At 59.0% G+C, this 15,999-nt stretch carries 16 protein-coding genes and 1 pseudogene; 11 read left to right on the forward strand and 6 right to left on the reverse strand.

What is annotated here, in order from left to right:
- Positions 1-120, reverse strand: a pseudogene (locus ACQY8Q_RS00005) (DNA-binding response regulator); the annotation flags it as partial.
- Between the two features lie 210 nt (positions 121-330).
- Here ACQY8Q_RS00005 and ACQY8Q_RS00010 point away from each other — a divergent pair.
- The 5 genes from ACQY8Q_RS00010 to ACQY8Q_RS00030 all read left to right on the forward strand — a co-directional run bounded on the left by ACQY8Q_RS00010 (position 331) and on the right by ACQY8Q_RS00030 (position 4,087).
- Complete coding sequence (locus tag ACQY8Q_RS00010) at positions 331-708, forward strand: hypothetical protein (RefSeq protein ID WP_428423409.1); 378 nt, start codon at positions 331-333, stop codon at positions 706-708.
- Between the two features lie 40 nt (positions 709-748).
- Positions 749-1,000, forward strand: coding sequence for a hypothetical protein (locus ACQY8Q_RS00015; RefSeq protein ID WP_428423411.1), 252 nt, complete (start codon positions 749-751; stop codon positions 998-1,000).
- 21 nt (positions 1,001-1,021) lie between these two features.
- The gene (locus ACQY8Q_RS00020; protein ID WP_428423413.1) at positions 1,022-1,816 is read left to right on the forward strand and encodes a COG4705 family protein; all 795 of its coding nucleotides are present in this window, start codon (positions 1,022-1,024) and stop codon (positions 1,814-1,816) included.
- Between the two features lie 200 nt (positions 1,817-2,016).
- Complete coding sequence (locus tag ACQY8Q_RS00025; RefSeq protein ID WP_428423415.1) at positions 2,017-2,814, forward strand: COG4705 family protein; 798 nt, start codon at positions 2,017-2,019, stop codon at positions 2,812-2,814.
- A gap of 88 nt (positions 2,815-2,902) precedes the next feature.
- Complete coding sequence (locus tag ACQY8Q_RS00030; RefSeq protein WP_428423417.1) at positions 2,903-4,087, forward strand: hypothetical protein; 1,185 nt, start codon at positions 2,903-2,905, stop codon at positions 4,085-4,087.
- 512 nt (positions 4,088-4,599) lie between these two features.
- On the opposite strand, the gene ACQY8Q_RS00035 is transcribed toward ACQY8Q_RS00030, so the two are convergent.
- On the reverse strand, positions 4,600-5,601 hold the full coding sequence (locus ACQY8Q_RS00035) for a helix-turn-helix domain-containing protein (protein WP_428423419.1): 1,002 nt from the start codon (positions 5,599-5,601) through the stop codon (positions 4,600-4,602).
- A gap of 480 nt (positions 5,602-6,081) precedes the next feature.
- Between ACQY8Q_RS00035 and ACQY8Q_RS00040 the strand changes: the two genes are divergently transcribed.
- The 6 genes from ACQY8Q_RS00040 to ACQY8Q_RS00065 all read left to right on the forward strand — a co-directional run bounded on the left by ACQY8Q_RS00040 (position 6,082) and on the right by ACQY8Q_RS00065 (position 12,184).
- On the forward strand, positions 6,082-7,089 hold the full coding sequence (locus ACQY8Q_RS00040; protein ID WP_428423953.1) for a DUF1254 domain-containing protein: 1,008 nt from the start codon (positions 6,082-6,084) through the stop codon (positions 7,087-7,089).
- Positions 7,090-7,147: 58 nt separating this feature from the next.
- Positions 7,148-8,083 (forward strand): acid phosphatase, encoded by a 936-nt coding sequence (locus ACQY8Q_RS00045; RefSeq protein WP_428423421.1) that lies wholly within the window; start codon positions 7,148-7,150, stop codon positions 8,081-8,083.
- 29 nt (positions 8,084-8,112) lie between these two features.
- Positions 8,113-8,907 carry a hypothetical protein gene (locus ACQY8Q_RS00050; protein WP_428423423.1) on the forward strand — a complete coding sequence of 265 codons (795 nt, stop codon included), beginning with the start codon at positions 8,113-8,115 and terminating at the stop codon, positions 8,905-8,907.
- A gap of 192 nt (positions 8,908-9,099) precedes the next feature.
- Positions 9,100-9,891 (forward strand): transporter, encoded by a 792-nt coding sequence (locus ACQY8Q_RS00055; RefSeq protein ID WP_428423425.1) that lies wholly within the window; start codon positions 9,100-9,102, stop codon positions 9,889-9,891.
- A 607-nt stretch (positions 9,892-10,498) separates the two neighbouring features.
- Positions 10,499-11,725 carry a hypothetical protein gene (locus ACQY8Q_RS00060; protein ID WP_428423427.1) on the forward strand — a complete coding sequence of 409 codons (1,227 nt, stop codon included), beginning with the start codon at positions 10,499-10,501 and terminating at the stop codon, positions 11,723-11,725.
- A 168-nt stretch (positions 11,726-11,893) separates the two neighbouring features.
- On the forward strand, positions 11,894-12,184 hold the full coding sequence (locus ACQY8Q_RS00065) for a hypothetical protein (RefSeq protein WP_428423429.1): 291 nt from the start codon (positions 11,894-11,896) through the stop codon (positions 12,182-12,184).
- 239 nt (positions 12,185-12,423) lie between these two features.
- Here ACQY8Q_RS00065 and ACQY8Q_RS00070 read toward each other — a convergent pair whose 3' ends face one another.
- Genes ACQY8Q_RS00070 through ACQY8Q_RS00085 form a run of 4 tightly spaced genes read right to left on the reverse strand, consistent with a single transcriptional unit; the run spans position 12,424 to position 15,992 of the window.
- On the reverse strand, positions 12,424-13,182 hold the full coding sequence (locus ACQY8Q_RS00070) for an ABC transporter ATP-binding protein (protein WP_428423431.1): 759 nt from the start codon (positions 13,180-13,182) through the stop codon (positions 12,424-12,426).
- Entirely contained in the window at positions 13,179-14,120 is a 942-nt protein-coding gene (locus ACQY8Q_RS00075) for an iron chelate uptake ABC transporter family permease subunit (protein ID WP_428423433.1), read from the reverse strand. The genes ACQY8Q_RS00070 and ACQY8Q_RS00075 overlap by 4 nt, the downstream gene beginning before the upstream one ends.
- The gene (locus ACQY8Q_RS00080; RefSeq protein WP_428423435.1) at positions 14,113-15,090 is read right to left on the reverse strand and encodes an ABC transporter permease; all 978 of its coding nucleotides are present in this window, start codon (positions 15,088-15,090) and stop codon (positions 14,113-14,115) included. The genes ACQY8Q_RS00075 and ACQY8Q_RS00080 overlap by 8 nt, the downstream gene beginning before the upstream one ends.
- Complete coding sequence (locus tag ACQY8Q_RS00085) at positions 15,087-15,992, reverse strand: siderophore ABC transporter substrate-binding protein (RefSeq protein WP_428423437.1); 906 nt, start codon at positions 15,990-15,992, stop codon at positions 15,087-15,089. Before ACQY8Q_RS00085 ends, ACQY8Q_RS00080 begins: the two co-directional genes overlap by 4 nt.
- Between the last annotated feature and the right edge of the window lie 7 nt (positions 15,993-15,999).

Genomic DNA, 15,999 nt, shown 5'->3' on the forward strand with positions numbered 1-15,999 from the left:
TGCCTGGTAGAGACCATCGCGGCCATCATTGACGACGTCGCAGGTGTGGCCGGCTTCCGTAAGCCCCCGGGACACGTATTCGGCCGTTTTGCCGTCGTCCTCAATCAGCAGAATGCGCATCTGTTGTCCTCGCACCGTTCGGCCTCGCCGTTGCGTCACCGCGATTGGCTCCAGCTCACATGTCTCAACCTTAGCGGGCTCTGGCAATTTTGTATGGTGTCGATTTTTTGTCACCTTACGGATTGGTATAGTTCCAGCAAAGTGGGGGTAAACTGAGACCTCCAGTGTCGCCTCCGAAGCGTCTATCGACGAAAACTGGAGATGTACTGAATGAAGAAATGGCCTTTACTGGTAGCTCTGCTTGCCACCCCGGTCCTCCTCTCCCCAACCCTCCCCGTAGCCTACGCCGGTCAATTGACGAGCAAACTTGGAGACCTCTCCTCGCTTGAGACAATTGCCAGTGACACGCTCGTGCTTGTCGATAAGGGCGACTTCAAGGCTGCCAAGAAACGGATCACCGATTTCGAAACCGCCTGGGACAAGGCCGAGCCGACAATGCGCCCGAAAAACATCGATGAATGGGGCGTGATCGACGACGCCGCGGACGCAGCGATCACCTCCCTTCGCACAAGCAAGCCCAAAGCTGCCGATGCGAAGACGACCGTATCGGCGCTGATCGATACCCTGAAAAACCCCGTCGCAGACTAATCTCCGCATCCTTCAAAATTACCGTTCAAAGGACCCCCCAGTGAAATCGATCATCAACGCCGCCGTCATCGGCGCGCTCACCGTCCTCGTGCCGGCGGCCGCCTTCGCGAAGGTACCCTGTGAGGAAACTCTGAAAGACGTGCGCACCGCCCGCACCAGTGCCAAGCTCAGCGACGCGGATACCACCAAGGTCGACGATCTGATCAACAAGGGCATCGACCGCTGCAACGCCGACGACGACAACCGCGCCAATGACTTCTTCAAGGATGCCATGACCGCGATGGGCAAGTAACCGAACCTTCGGAGCGTAGAGATGTTGCAACAATCGTTTACCGCACCCGGTCTTCTCAACCGTGTTCCCCGTGTCACCGCCGACTTCTGGCTGATCAAGCTGATGGCCGTGACGATGGGCGAGACGGCGGCGGACTATCTTGCCGTCAACATGGGCCTGGGCCTGACCGCGACGTCGCTCATCATGACGGCCATACTGGTGATTGCGCTCGTTCTGCAGTTCGCCCAGAAACGGTACATTCCGTGGACATACTGGCTTGCCGTGGTGCTGATCAGCGTCGTCGGCACGCTGGTGACCGACAACCTCGTCGACAATCTCGGCGTTCCCTTGGAAACCAACACCATCGCCTTCGCCCTGCTTTTGGCGGTAACCTTCGCCGTCTGGTACGCGATGGAAAAGACACTGTCGATCCACTCCATCTACACCACCCGGCGCGAAGCCTTCTACTGGTTGGCCATTCTTCTTACCTTCGCGCTCGGCACCTCCGCCGGCGATCTGGTCGCCGAGAAGTTCGAGTTCGGTTATCTCACCACCGCGATCATCTTCGCCGTGATCATAGGTGCCATTACCGCAGCCCATTATGTCCTGAAACTCAACGGCATTCTGGCATTCTGGCTTGCCTATATTCTCACCCGCCCGATGGGCGCTTCGATCGGCGATCTCCTATCTCAACCCGGCGAATACGGCGGACTTGGTTTCGGCACGATCATCACCAGTGTGATCTTCCTCGGCGCCATCATCGCAACGGTCATTTACATGACCTCTGCCCACGAACCTGAAGAAGCCATGCCCCAAGGGAACACTGTCGAGCCCTGACCGCTTGCCCCCCCCCGCAGAGCCGGGGCTCGACGGGGCTCCGGCCATGGAGGCCGGGGCCTCTCCAAAACCGCCGCGTATGAGATGCGCCGGATAAGCCAAGGCAGCACTGCCATGACTGTCGCCGAAATGATGGTGGCAAGTGCTCTCGCGTCAAACACCAAGGTTCCCAACCTTGGCAATCATCAAACGGAACAGATATGAGCACAATGACATCCCTCGGCGATGGACAGATCCCATTTGCCGATACGGGCACCACCAGCAAGGTCGCCAAAGTCACCTTGGCCTTCTGGATCATGAAAATCTGCGCAACGACCGTCGGCGAGACGGGAGGCGACATGTTTTCGATGACTTTCAACATCGGCTATGCGGCAAGCTCCATCCTGCTGCTGGCCTTCTTCATCGTCACCCTGGCCTGGCAACTGCGCGCCAAGGCCTTCCATCCCAGCCTCTACTGGCTGGTCATTCTTTCCACCAGCACGGCCGGAACGACCATCTCCGACTACATGGACCGTAGTCTCGGCCTTGGATATACCGCTGGCGCTTCGATCCTCGTTTCGATCCTGATCGCCACGCTCGCCGTCTGGCGACTGTCGACCGGCTCTATTTCGGTCAATCACATCACCCATCGCAAGGTCGAGATATTTTACTGGATCGCGATCCTCGCCTCGAACACTCTGGGTACGGCCTTCGGCGATTTCCTCGCCGATACATCCGGCCTTGGTTATTTCGGCAGCAACCTGCTGATTTCCACCGGTCTGATGCTGATCATCGCCGCCCACTACATGACAGCGATTCCGAAAACCATCCTGTTCTGGTCGGCTTTCGTCCTCACCCGCCCGTTCGGAGCAACGATGGGTGATCTGCTGACCAAAGCCCACGAAAAGGGCGGCTTCGGTTTCGGAACAATCGGCTCGTCTGCCATTCTCCTCGGCATCCTCGCCGCGCTGGTCGTCTACGACATGCGCCGGCATCGTTTGCAGAGCATCGAAGTCTAGCGAGATGTGACGGCGCGCTTCCCTGAAGCGCGCCGTTGTCTTTCCCGATGGGCCTACGGCCCACATTGACACATCCTGGGAGATCGTCATGACGACAGTTTCGAGCCGCAGAATCACCTTGCTTGCCATGACGTCCCTGCTCGCAGGCTGCCTCTGCCAGGCAGCGAACGCCGCAGATGCGGCAGCACCCGATGAACAGCCGTCTCAAGAGGACACGGCAGACGAGGCAGTGCCGCTGATCGCCATCGAGGGAAGCGGCGAATTGCAGATGGATGCTGGCATCGGCAACAATGGTACGACTTCCCTCTATGCGACAGTCGAACCGGAAGTTACCGTGAATCTATCCGACGCGTTCCGGCTGTTTGGGCATTTCGTCTACGAACCTGTCCTCGACCCGATTGAGGGAGAGACAAATGTCTTCCGCTCGCAGGGATTTTACGCGCAAGAACTCTATGCCGGTCTGACTGTCGGACAGGCCAAGTTCGCGCTCGGCAAGATCAATCCCGTCTTCGGCGTTGCCACCGACGAAGCGCCAGGCATCTATGGCGCTGACTTTGCGGGTAATTACGACTTCAAAGGCGCATTGGGACTGGGGGTCAAATTCTTCCTGTCCGAGGACACCATCGGAAGCGGCGACGATGCTCTGACTGTGAAGCAGACGATCGACGCCTCCATTTTCACGGCCGATCCCAGCGTGCTCAGCCGTTCGCTGTTTACGGATCGCGGCCAATTCCATTGGCAGGATTACCGTGTCGGCAACACCGATCTGCCGGAATCTTTCGCGCTAGCCTATGTCTACAGCACATTGAACGCTGACGACGAAGTGGGCGGTCCGACAGGCCGGATCGCTCTTCGACGCCTAGCCGCCCGCGCAAGCAACGTCTCTGACGAATGGGACCTGCTGGCAGCCGGGCAAACGGCCATCGACCTCGGCGACGAGCAAACACTGAGGCCACTTGCGGAAATCGCATACTTCATCCACGAGAATGGCTATGGGAAGGATGCTGCTTCGGTCACGCTCGGACTTGAGTTCCAGCAAGGTGACTGGATCACCTCGGCCGTCGCCGCCGCTCATGATCGTTTCGGCGCGTCCGGTCCAGCCGATTACATGCTGACGGCCAGTTTCGGACGTATCTTCAAAACCGATATGACCGGCGAATTTCGGGTCGATGCTGCCTATAGCAACGCCCGTGTCGATGGGGTCGAAACGAATGTCGTGGGTCTAAGGCTTCATAAGAATTTCTCATGGCAATCTTCGGGTCCCGGACTCTGAAGCCGCCGGACTGAAACCTAGTAGGACAGCCGAGGCTCGAGACTTAATTGGCCCACCATATGAAGATGGCGGCGGTGTAGCATGTTGCTGTGAAGTTGGTTCCAAGCTTGTCATATCGGGTTGCGACACGTCTCCAATCCCTTGAGGCGGCAGAAGGTGCGTTCGATGATGTTTCTACGTTTGTACGCCACAGGATCGAAAGGCTGGATTCGTTTTCTGGTGGGATTGTTGGGGATCACAGGTTCGGTGCCGCGCGCAAAATGCGGTGGCCGTAAACACCAGCTTTTCCCGACTAAATTTATAGTAACCATACGAAAGTCTGTGGATTAATGGTCTGGTGCGGCCTCAATCATCTGGCCGCCTTGAAGGGATCGAAACCAACGACCCTGTTGGTAAAATTTCCGTCCGTAACAGATTCTCCAGTCCAGGCATTGGCTTGGCCGACCGAACGACTGATTTGAGCCATAAGCAAACTAGCAGCTTCATGCCTTCGTATGTGCGATAGCGGACGCTTAACCAAGGCGCGATTGTTCACGATAATGACGCGGCGTGGTGCCCGTCATCCGGCGGAAGGCGCGGCTGAAATGCGCGGGATCCGTGTAGCCGGAGGAAAAGGCGACATCGATGATCTTGCAATCGGTGTCGCGCAGAAGCCGGCTCGCATTCTCATATCTGGCCATTTCGAGAATGTCCGAATAGGTAAGACCGAGATGGGCGAGCTTGCGTTGAAGCGTCCGCGTGCTGACGCCTGCGATCTCGGCGACGTCGGCTAGAGCCGTTGTTCCCTCGTCGAGATAAGCCGGCAGCATCAGCTTGAGCAGATCGACGATGTCGTAACCGGAAGGGCCGTCCTCCTGGTCCCGCGGCGGCGCAAGCAAGGCGGCCGACCGGTTGGAAAGACTGAGAAGCGTGATCGGCAGGCTGATCCAAGCGGCATGCTGACCTGACAAAAGCCGCACATTCGGCCAGGAAGATCGCGTTGCCGGACTCGGCGCATAAGACGATTCAAAGGCAATCGCCGTCGGCATCCAGTCTGGCCCCGCGAATTGCCGGACGATGTAGACCGAGAAAATATTCTGGATCCATTGTGCATACTTCAGATGCAGGCGCCCGCTCGTGCCTGCGAGTCTGCTGCAGACCCGCACATGATCCGCGTCATGTTCGATCCACATGCTCAAAATGGTGTCTTCTCGCGACGCCCAGTAGCAGGCGTGCCGAAGCGCGACGAGCAGCGTCGGGGAGTGGGCGATCAGGGCCCGCGTCTTTTCCCTCATATGGGAGAACTGCAGGCGCCGGGCGGCGAGAAAGCCGAAATCCTCGATGCCCTGGGTTCTCTGGGCAGTCTCGACGAAGCGCAGCGCTGGCACGAGCGGCAGGTAGAGATCACTCTTTTCGGCGAGGGACGATGGCAGCCGGGACCTCTCAAGGAGCGTTTCCGTCGGAGCACCAATATCGTCGAGGATGCTGACGAATGGCAGCAAGAACTGGCCGCGCGTCAAGGGGATCTCTGCCATCGAACCTCGCTGCACCCGGGTTGGTGCTTTTCACAAAGCCGTATCACGGAGAATTCGCGACCGGCGGGCACGGGGCATAGCAGATCGCGATTGGCGCGAAATGGCAAGACGGGCAAGCCGCCCATGCACGAAATGCTTGCAACGGAATTTGCCTGCTGATGACCGGCCTTCAGCGTGTGGCAATATCGAAAAGAATGTCGATGACCGGACCGCGTTGCGGGGCGCACAAAGAGAGTGCCCCGGCGTCGGAATGTGCCGTAGAGGCCACAGTCCTGTCCGGGCCGTAACGGAACTGGGAGGCGCTGCACGCCACTTACGAGTATCGGCTCGCCGCCCGGAGCCGGACATTCCTGGTTGCACGGATGACGGGCATCTCTCTGCCCGTAGCTGACAATCAGCCGAAGTACGGGCGCGGACCATTCGGCCCTGCCCCGATGAGCAAATGGATCAAAAACGCTAATGAGGTACCGTTCAATGCGCATGACGTTGGTCTACAGCCTGAGTTTCCTGGTTCTCGCGCCATGCGTGGTGTCCGCACAGACGGTTCCCGTCGACGTCGACAACTTCAAGCGAGCCGAGACCGATTTCTACATGGCTAAAACGGTCGATGACGGCGGCCTCGGCAAGTTTGCCCATAACAGGATGCCGACACCGATAGACCATCAGCCCGTTGTCCGGATGAACCGGGATACACTCTATTCCCAGGCGATCTTCGATCTCGACGCCGGACCGGTGACAATCACCCTTCCCGAAGCCGGCAAGCGCTTCATCTCGATGCAGGTCATCAGTGAAGACCACTACACCCCGATGGTGGTTTACGAGCCAGGCCGCACGACGCTCACCAGGGATGAGATCGGCACCCGTTATGTGTTCGTCGCGGTTCGTATCCTTGTCGACCCCAACGACCCGAATGATCTCGCACAGGTTCACGCCCTGCAGGATGCGCTGACGGTGGAGCAGAAATCGGCCGGTACGTTCGAGGCCCCTAATTGGGACCTGGCTCAACAGAAGAAGATCCGTGACGCGCTCGAAGCGCTGGCTGCGGCAACCGGGAGCTTCAGCAACGCTTTCGGCCGGAAGGGAGAGGTCGATCCGGTCAAGCACCTGATCGGTACGGCAGCCGGCTGGGGCGGCAACCCCGACAAGGACGCATCCTACCCCTCTTTCACCCCGGCCAAAAATGATGGCACGACGGTTTACAAGCTCAAGGTCAGGGAGGTCCCCGTCGACGCATTCTGGTCGATCAGTGTCTACAACGACAAGGGTTTTTTCCAGAAGAACGACTACGACGCCTATTCGGTCAACAGCATCACCGCCGAGAAGAGCGCTGATGGCGCGATCGACATCCAGTTCGGCGGCTGCGACGGCAAGATCGCAAATTGCCTGCCGATTACGCAGGGGTGGAACTACACACTTCGGCTCTACCGTCCTCAAGCCGTGGTCCTGAACGGCGAGTGGAAGATGCCGGAGGCGCAGCCTCTGCAGTGAGGGGCCGCCAAAAAAGCAGCGTTCGACAAGTGACCCTGGCGGAAAACGCGGATCGAGGATGCGCAGCAACGTCCCCGCGCAAGTCGATCCGCCGGTTCTCGGCAAGGACAATGGAGACGCCTTGCGATCGAAAACGACCAAGGATTTTTCAGGAGGATCTCAGTGCATGCCTACGCTTTCATATCTCAATAAGTCCCTGGTGATTTCCGCATTCGGGCTGATCGTATCGACCGCTACTGCGCAGGGCGACAGCAAGGCTCCCGACGTGACGGATCCACATTTCCAGCTGAGCCCCGGTTATCTCAAGCAGGCGGATCTCCCCAACAGCTTGCAGCTCTTGGGACCGCCGCCTTCGGCCGAAAGCAAAGCGTTCGCGCGTGACGAGGAAGCCAGGCAGGACACCGTTCCGCTTCGCGGAACCGCGAGATGGGACTTGGCGAAGCGGGATGCAGATCTCAACTTCCCGCAGCCAGCGGAGACTTTTTCCTGCGCCATGGGCATGAAGATCGACAAGGAGAAGACGCCTCATATTTACAAGGTCATGCAGAGGGTTCTGACGGATGCCGGACTGTCCACATATGGCGTGAAGAACAAATACAACCGGGTCCGTCCCTTCGTTGCCCACAACGAAGGGACGTGCTGGCCCGATCAGGAACCGCTTCTGCGAAGCGATGGGTCCTATCCTTCCGGTCATACGGCAGCGGGCTGGGGCTGGGCGCTTGTTCTGGCGCAGGTCAATCCCGAGCGTGCGAATGAACTCCTGAGCCGCGGCCTGGCGTTCGGGCAAAGCCGGGTGATCTGCAATGCGCACTGGCAAAGCGACGTCGATGCCGGACGCGTCATGGGTGCCGCCACCGTAGCCCGGCTTCATGTCGATCCTGCCTTCCTCGCGGACGTCGAGGCTGCGCGCGGGGAAGTGGAAAAAGCCAAGGCGGCGGGTGAAGCCCCCAAAGCCGACTGTTCCGCCGAAGCGGCTGCGTTGTCACAGAAATGATCGAACAGAACCCGTTGTTGGGGAAATGCATGAAGTCTCTTTCGGTATCCTCCATTGCGCTCGCATCGCTTCTGAGCCTTTCCCCTTCGACGCGGGCGGCTGATGCCATAGTGCCATTGCCGCTCCTGCCCGGCTACAACAGCGAGGCCGACCCCGGCTGGCATTTCAGCGCCAGCCCGTATTTGTGGGCTGCGGGGGTCGATGGCACCGTCGGGCAGTTCGGTCTTCCTCCGGCGAGCCTCGATTCCAAATTCAGTAACATTATCAATGAGCTGGACTTCGCCTTCATGGGAATGGTTGAAGGCAGAAATGACCGCTTCAGTATTTTCAGCGACGTCATCTACACGAAGATTTCCATGTCTGATGCGAGCCCCAAGGGGATCCTGACGCAAAACATCGGTGTGACATCGCAGACCTTCACCGGTTTCTTCGGCGGCGGCTACAGTGTCCTGGCGAACGGCAGGGACCATCTGGATGTGATTGCCGGCGCGCGCGTCTGGTACGCGAGCACCGAGCTGTCCCTGCAAGGCGGGCCCCTCAATGGCATAAGCCGCACCGACAGCGCGACATGGGTCAATGCCGTGGCGGGCGTGCGCGGAACGTATTTCCTCTCCGACGCGCTTTACCTGACGGGCTGGGGAAATGTCGGCGCCGGGCAGGCGAAGCTCGATTGGGATGTCGCGGCGGCCGTCGGCTATCAGATCAAGGACAGTCTGTCCGCCGTCGCCGGATACCGTGCCCTTGGCGTTAACTACAGCCATGACGGCTTTGTCTTCGACGTCGTCCAGCAAGGTCCAATCCTCGGGCTCGTTTACCATTTCTGACGCCGGTAGAACTCGATCTGCATTCGGGAACGATACTTGACTTGAGGCTTCCGCCCGCCCTTTCGCCCTCTTCCGCCGCACTTGCGGCCAACAATGGAAGGGATTTTTCCAATCCAGCGCGGCCTTCGGCTTATCCACTAAGTCGTTGTCTGCAGCCGGCGCGTCAGCCGGAAAATTTCAGTCGAGGACATCATGAACCCGAAATCGCTCCTATTCATGATCGCAGCGACTGTCCTGGCCAGTCCGGCTACCGCAGAGGAGGCCGATCTTGCGAAGCAATTATCAAATCCCGTCGCGTCGCTGATCAGCGTTCCGTTCCAGTTCAATCATGATAACGGCTACGGTCCCGCTGGCGGCCACAAGTCGGTCCTGAATATCCAGCCGGTTATTCCGTTTTCGATCAACGAAGACTGGAATGTCATTTCCCGTACGGTTGTTCCGGTCGTCTCGCAGAGCGATATCACGGGGAATTCGGGCAGTCAGGCCGGTATCGGCGACATCGTGCAAAGCTTCTTCTTTTCGCCGAAGCAGCCGACCGCTGGAGGCCTGATCTGGGGCGTTGGGCCTGCCATTCTGCTGCCGACCGCAACCGATCCGCTTTTGGGCGGAGAAAAATGGGGCCTCGGTCCGACGGCGGTCCTGCTGAAGCAGGAGGGGCCTTGGACCTATGGAGCACTTGGCAACCATATCTGGTCGGTCGCCGGCAACAGCGGGCGGCGCGACATCAGTTCCACGTTCTTGCAGCCCTTCATCTCCTATACGACGAAGGATGCCTGGACATTCGCGCTCGATACCGAGAGCACCTATGACTGGAAAAGCCAGGAATGGAGCGTGCCAATCAATTTTACGGTGTCGAAGCTCGTCATGTTCGGCAAGCAGCCGGTGAGTTTCTCGGGTGGCCCGCGCTACTGGGCTGCATCACACGAACATGGGCCGGACGGTTGGGGCTTTCGCGCCGGCATCAGCCTTCTCTTCCCCAAGTAGTTCGCTGGCCGCGGTTGAACGTGACGGGACCGCCGACAGGGATCTCAGCCATCGGATCCGCTGCAACCGGGTTGGTGCTTTCTACAAAGTCGAAACATGGGGAATTTTCGAACGGCGGGAACGGAGCATAGCAGATCGCGATTGGCGCGAAATGGCAAGACGGGTAAGCTGCCCATGCGTGAAATGCTCGCAACGGAATCCGCCTGCTAATGACCGGACCTTCATGCGTTCGGCAATGTCGGAAGGAATGGACTGTCGATGACCGGGACTGCGGTGCGAGCCGCCCATATTCCCCTGTCTGCGCTACTCGCGGTGGCTACGACGGGAAGATCACGAATTACCTGCCGATTACGCGGGGGTGAAATTACACAGCTTGGCTCCGCCGCCCCGCGATCCTGAAAGGCAGGTCGATGATACCGGAGGCGCAGCCTACCTATCTTAGATAGGCATCAGCCTCTTACTTTTGGTCTGGCAAGCAACAGTTCACCCAATCGGGCCGTTGGCCGAAGGGTGGGCCGGTCTGGGGCCGTTACCGGCCCATCTGCTCGAATTTGCCAATTTTGCCCGAAATCCCGTTAAGAATCCTATCCAAGAGGTGGCTTGCCAAATGAACGAGACCGATGCTACGGCCCCAGTGAAAGTCACAGCGGGAGATCCGCCCCCGCGCGCGCGCGCCGATCTGGGCGAATTTCTCGCGTCTCACGGCGGACCTTTCTTCGATCTGCAACAGCAACTGAAATTGCTTCGGCGGAACACGCTTCGCGTAGGATCTCGAGCGGCTTTGTTCGTGGCCTTGGCTTGGGGCGTTCCTTTTCTGCTTGGTTTGCCACGCAGTTTCTCCTTGGAGCGTGGCCAAGGAGCCTATCTTGCCGATTTCGGGGTATGGGCTAAGTTTTTTCTCGGGATCGGTGCCTTTATCTTGGCCGAGCAGCAGGTGGAAAAGGGCCTGAAGGCAAAGCTGTCCCAGCTTGTGTACGCGCCAATCATTGCCCCCACGTCAATTCCGGCCGCCGCGGCTTTTGTGTCCTCGGCACTTCGCAAGCGCGATTCTCGGGGAGCGGAGCTTGTTTGCCTGGCCTTGGCGATTTTCGCTTCGACCCTTTCCTATCTGAACCTTCACACGGTGGCGGCGTCGTCATGGGCCGTCGAGCATTCGCTCGACGGCAATAGGATCACGCTTGCCGGTTGGTGGTCGATCTGCTTCAGCCTCCCATTATTCGTCTTCCTCCTTCTACGGGGTATGTGGAGGCACTTTGTGTGGGCTCGCATGCTTCGCAAGCTCGCGACCCTTGATCTCCGCCTGGTTGCAACTCATCCCGACGGCAAGGGCGGATTGGCGTTCATGGGACAGTATCCCAATGCCTACGCCATTTTCGTCTTTGGAATGAGCGGCGCGATAGCTGCGGCAGTCGCAAAATATACCCTCCACGAAGACCTGTCCGCGACGACGCTAAGCATGGTCATGAGCGGCTGGCTGGCGATTGTCATTAGTTTCTTCGCCTATCCGCTATCCGCCTTCACCCCTCCGCTTCATCGATTGAAGGAGGAAGGCTTGTCGTTGCTGGCTGCCCAGGCAACACAATTTTATCGATCTGCCGAACGCAAGACTATCGGCCGGAACATCTTTTCGGATCCTACGCCCGAGCCAGACGCGGAACTGTCGGATCCGGGCAAGCACTATGAGGCGATGCGCAAGCTTTCAACGATCCTCGTTAGCAGGACAGCCGTCGTCCCCGTCGCCGCCGCAGCGCTTATTCCCTTCGCAGTGGTGGGAGCGACGATGCTGCCGTACAAAGAAGTCATATCCGTCTTAAAGAAACTCCTCCTGCTGTGATGCAAATAGTTCATCAAGAAGAAGGCAATGGCAGCAACTGGAAACGAGGCTCAGTCCCTACTAATTAAAACCTTCCCGATTTGTGTTGTTGTCGATCGCCACCGGCATCTTCACCGCCTATGGCGCGATGCTCTCGACCTCGGTCCGATGGGCATCTAGACTTGGCCCGTGGTCGTCGTCGGCCAGCTCGAGGTCGCCTTCATCCTCGGCTCGCTCGCCGCCGGCATTCCCGTCACCGGCTATGTCTACCAGTGGGCCTCGCGCATCTCCAATCCGGTCTTCGGCTGGATCAGCTTCATCTTCCTCGCAATCGTGCTATGTGCAGTCTATTACACGATCGCCTCCACCGTTCTGCCAGTGATGTTCAGCTACGAGGGCACGCCCACGAATGCCTGGTGGATCACCATCAAGCTCATCGGCATGATCGGCTCGTCATGCTGCTCCTTTGCCTTCGGCTAGATCAATAACGAACTCGACTGCAACAACCTCATCGGTACCGGCACCATCGCCGCCGACGGATATTACGGCTTTGGCGACCGGATGAAGGCCGGCCCGATCGCGGTGTCAAGACACGCGGTGTGTTGGTGACCATCAAGAGCATGGTCGGTGCCGCAGGAGGCATAGTGACGAACGTAAGTCGTCTGAAGCTTCGCGTAAAGCTTACTGTTGCCTCAGCGAGCTTCAAACACAGCGCGCCATCAGAGATGGTGCAGGACTAGAGGTCTGCCGTCGATCTGTCTGATCTGCATTCGATATCCAAAAACCGCCTCAAGATTGCCTTCCGTCAGGACGGCAGCTGGTTCACCGTCGGCAATCACCCTGCCATCACGCATCGCAACGATCCGGTCTGCATAGATGGCGGCCTGGTTGATATCGTGGAGGACGACAATCGCGGTTCGTTGCCGCTCATCGGCGATTGCCCTTAAAGAACGCATCAGCTGGCGGGCATGGAACATATCCAGGTTGTTCAAGGGCTCGTCGAGAAGCAGATAATCCGTACCCTGGCAAAACGTCATCGCCACCATCGCCCGCTGACGCTGCCCCCCGGACAGGGTATCGATAAAGCGCTCTGCCAGGGCCTGCAGCTCGAATTGTTCCAATGCCGCTTCGACAAACGCGATGTCGCCGGCGCCCGGACGCCCCTGATGATGCGGAAAGCGGCCGAAGCCGATCAATTCGCGCACGGTGAGGCGGCTGGCGATCGCACCATCCTGGCGCAGGATGGCGAGGCGCTGGGCGAGGGTCCGGCTTGCCGTGCTGTCGACCGGCAAACCGTCAATCAGGATACGGCCGGTCTGGAGTGGCTGCAGCCGTGCGATCAGCGACAACAGGGTGGACTTTCCTGCGCCGTTCGGGCCGACGAGTGCAGTGATGCCGCCCTTGGACAGGAAAAGATTGATATCGCGCAGGATGGGGATGTCGCGATAAGAGAGCGATACGTTTTCAATCTGGATCATTTCCGGCTCCCGGCAATAAGCAGCATGAGAAAAAGGAGGCCGCCGCCGAATTCGATCACGACGCCCAAGGTCGAGGCTCCGCCCAACGCATGCTGAAAAAGGGTCTGCCCGCCAACAAGCACGATGATCGCCACCAGGGCTGCCGCAGGCAAGAGCAGCGCATGGCGCTGTGTCCGCATCAACCGTTCCGCCAGTGCTGCGACCAGCAGTCCGAAGAAGGCAACGGGGCCGACCAGCGCAGTTGACACGGCCACGAGGAGGGCGACGAGCAGTAGAAGGCCGGCCGCCGCCCTGGTCCAGTGGACGCCGAGCCCGATCGCCGTTTCGCGTCCCAGCCCTATGATGTCGAGCAGGTGGCGCGCGCGCCAACAGAGGATCGCAGCGCCAAGCGTCACGATGGTGCCGAGGATCGTCAGATCGGCGCGCAAAGTGTTGAAATTGGCAAAGCTTGCGGTCTGCACGACGGCAAAGGCATTCGGATCAAGCAGCCGCGAGAGAAGGGCGGAAAGGCTTCGAAAGAGAAGACCCAGCGTCACGCCCATGAGCAACATCAGGTTCATGTCCACGCGGGTTCGAAGCAGCGGCCAGAGCAGCAGTGTAGCGACCGAGATCATTAGCAGCACTTCGACACCAAATTTTACTCCAGCGTTGAGAGCGGAATAGCCGAGAATGCCGAGAAAGAAGACCAGAGCCGTCTGGCCGAACAGGTAGAGCGCATCAAGTCCCATGATCGACGGCGTCAGGATACGGTTTGCCGTCACCGTCTGGAAGAGAACTGTCGAAATCGCGATAGAAACGGCAACCTGAATCAGGGCCAGAAGCTTGATCCCCCGCAATTCCAATACGAAAGCGATGTTGCCTCGCAGTCCCAGTGTCATGAAAGCGACTGCAGCGGCAAGGGCAATGGCTGCAAGAATGATCAGGCGGCGGTCAAGCATGGGTCGCCCGCATGAACATCAGGCGGAGAAACAGCAGCGCGCCGACAACACCCATAACCGTTGCGACGGGAATCTCGTAGGGGTAGCGCAGCAGGCGCCCGAGCACATCGCAACCGAGCACCAGGGTTGCGCCACTCAAGGCCACCCAGGGGATGGTTCCACGCAGATTGTCGCCGAGTACCCGCGAGACGAGATTGGGGACGACGAGGCCGACGAAAGGAATAATGCCGACGATCACCACCGTCAGTGCCGAGATGACCGAGACAATAACCAACCCGAGCTGGAGCGTACGCTGGTAGCTGAGGCCGAGGCCGATGCTGACATCGCGGCCCAGCGAAAGCACGGTCAACCGGTCGGCGACCCACCAGGCCAGGGCGGCCATCAGCGCTGTGCCCCACAGAAGCTCGTAGCGTCCGCGCACGACGCCGGAAAATTCGCCATTGGTCCAGATATCGATGAACTGCAGCAGATCTGTCTGCCAGCCGACGAAGGTCACCACGGCACCGATGACGCCGCCATAAACCAGCCCGAACAGCGGTACGAGATAAGGCTGGGTCGGGGGAAGGCGATGTGCGGTCATCATGAAGATCGACGTGCCGAGCAGAGCCAAGGCGCTTGCAAACAGCGTTTTCACCGCAAGAGCCGCGCCGGGAAAGACGAGGGTCATGATCAGGATACCGAGCGCCGCGCTCTGTGCCGTTCCGGCCGTCGAGGGTTCGACGAAGCGGTTGCGCACAAGAGCTTGCATGATGAGGCCGGCGATCGAAAGTGCAGCACCCGTCAGGATGGCCGCCATGGTCCGGGGCAAGCGGCTGGCGAAAAAGAGCTGCAGGGCCGCAGGATCATTGAAGGCCTGCAACGGCGAGAACGCCCCTGCACCGATAAAAATGCTGAGGATCACAATCACGACAAAGGCCGCGCAGGCGGCCAGCTTCGTCATCCGTGTTTTGGACGTGCGTATCTCTGTCATTGTGCCTTGGCGTATGCATCAGTAATGGCGGTAAATACTCGGCTCATCGCCTGGATGCCACCGGCTGCAATGTAGAAATCGCCGTCGGGCAAGTAGATGACCTGCCCCTTTTTCCATGCGGTCGTGCTCGCCACCAGCTCGTTGTCCAATGTCGCCTTGGCGTTCTGGTCTTCCGAACCGATCGCGGCTGCCCGGTCGAGCACGAGCAGCCAATCAGGATTGGCGTTGGCGATGAACTCGAAGGAGACGGCCTCGCCATGTGTAGCGGCCTGGACATCCGGCACGGCAGGCGGCAGGTCGAGCGCGGAATGCACCCATCCGAACCGTGATCCCGGACCATAGGCCGTGACCTTAGGTCCGTTGGTCATGATGATCAGCGCCTTGCCCTTGCCGGCAACAGCGGCTTGGGCTTTAGCGACGACGGCATCGAGCGCTTTTGCAACTGTATCTGCTTCCGCCCGTTTGCCGAACAGCGTGCCATAGGTTGTAAGCCGTGTTTTCGCCTGCTGGAGAAGGTCGTCGCCATCCATGGTCATGTCGATCGTCGGGGCCACCTGCGATGCCGCGTCGACCTGCGTCGATGAACGGCCGCCCAAGATAATGAGATCGGGCTGCAATTCGCTCAGTGCTTCGAGGTTCGGCTCGAAAATGTCGCCGACGACTGCGGAGCCGTCCTTCAGATGCGCGAGTTCCGGCAGATAGAGGTTGGACGGAAGCCCGGCGATCTCTATGCCGAGGCTATCCAGCGTGTCGATGGCCGCGATGTCGAACACTGCGATCTTGGCGGGTGTCACCGCGATCGTGACGGGTCCCTTTGCGGTATCGATGTCGGCGGCACCGACTGTGCCCATAAAGGCCAGCGATAGAAATGCGGCAACAGCCGTGATTTTCGTTTTCAGCATCTTTTTT

The sequence above is a fragment of the Pararhizobium sp. genome, from assembly GCF_965279435.1.
Taxonomy (GTDB): domain Bacteria; phylum Pseudomonadota; class Alphaproteobacteria; order Rhizobiales; family Rhizobiaceae; genus Pararhizobium.

Bases quoted from the DNA above. Each gene is read 5' to 3' on its own strand.
- ACQY8Q_RS00020 (WP_428423413.1), top strand. From the start codon at position 1,022: ATGTTGCAACAATCGTTTACCGCACCCGGTCTTCTCAACCGTGTTCCC.
- ACQY8Q_RS00040 (WP_428423953.1), top strand. From the start codon at position 6,082: ATGACGTTGGTCTACAGCCTGAGTTTCCTGGTTCTCGCGCCATGCGTG.
- ACQY8Q_RS00045 (WP_428423421.1), top strand. From the start codon at position 7,148: ATGCGCAGCAACGTCCCCGCGCAAGTCGATCCGCCGGTTCTCGGCAAG.
- ACQY8Q_RS00025 (WP_428423415.1), top strand. From the start codon at position 2,017: ATGAGCACAATGACATCCCTCGGCGATGGACAGATCCCATTTGCCGAT.
- ACQY8Q_RS00075 (WP_428423433.1), bottom strand. From the start codon at position 14,120: ATGCTTGACCGCCGCCTGATCATTCTTGCAGCCATTGCCCTTGCCGCT.
- ACQY8Q_RS00080 (WP_428423435.1), bottom strand. From the start codon at position 15,090: ATGACAGAGATACGCACGTCCAAAACACGGATGACGAAGCTGGCCGCC.
- ACQY8Q_RS00085 (WP_428423437.1), bottom strand. From the start codon at position 15,992: ATGCTGAAAACGAAAATCACGGCTGTTGCCGCATTTCTATCGCTGGCC.
- ACQY8Q_RS00035 (WP_428423419.1), bottom strand. From the start codon at position 5,601: ATGGCAGAGATCCCCTTGACGCGCGGCCAGTTCTTGCTGCCATTCGTC.
- ACQY8Q_RS00070 (WP_428423431.1), bottom strand. From the start codon at position 13,182: ATGATCCAGATTGAAAACGTATCGCTCTCTTATCGCGACATCCCCATC.
- ACQY8Q_RS00010 (WP_428423409.1), top strand. From the start codon at position 331: ATGAAGAAATGGCCTTTACTGGTAGCTCTGCTTGCCACCCCGGTCCTC.
- ACQY8Q_RS00060 (WP_428423427.1), top strand. From the start codon at position 10,499: ATGAACGAGACCGATGCTACGGCCCCAGTGAAAGTCACAGCGGGAGAT.
- ACQY8Q_RS00030 (WP_428423417.1), top strand. From the start codon at position 2,903: ATGACGACAGTTTCGAGCCGCAGAATCACCTTGCTTGCCATGACGTCC.
- ACQY8Q_RS00050 (WP_428423423.1), top strand. From the start codon at position 8,113: ATGAAGTCTCTTTCGGTATCCTCCATTGCGCTCGCATCGCTTCTGAGC.
- ACQY8Q_RS00055 (WP_428423425.1), top strand. From the start codon at position 9,100: ATGAACCCGAAATCGCTCCTATTCATGATCGCAGCGACTGTCCTGGCC.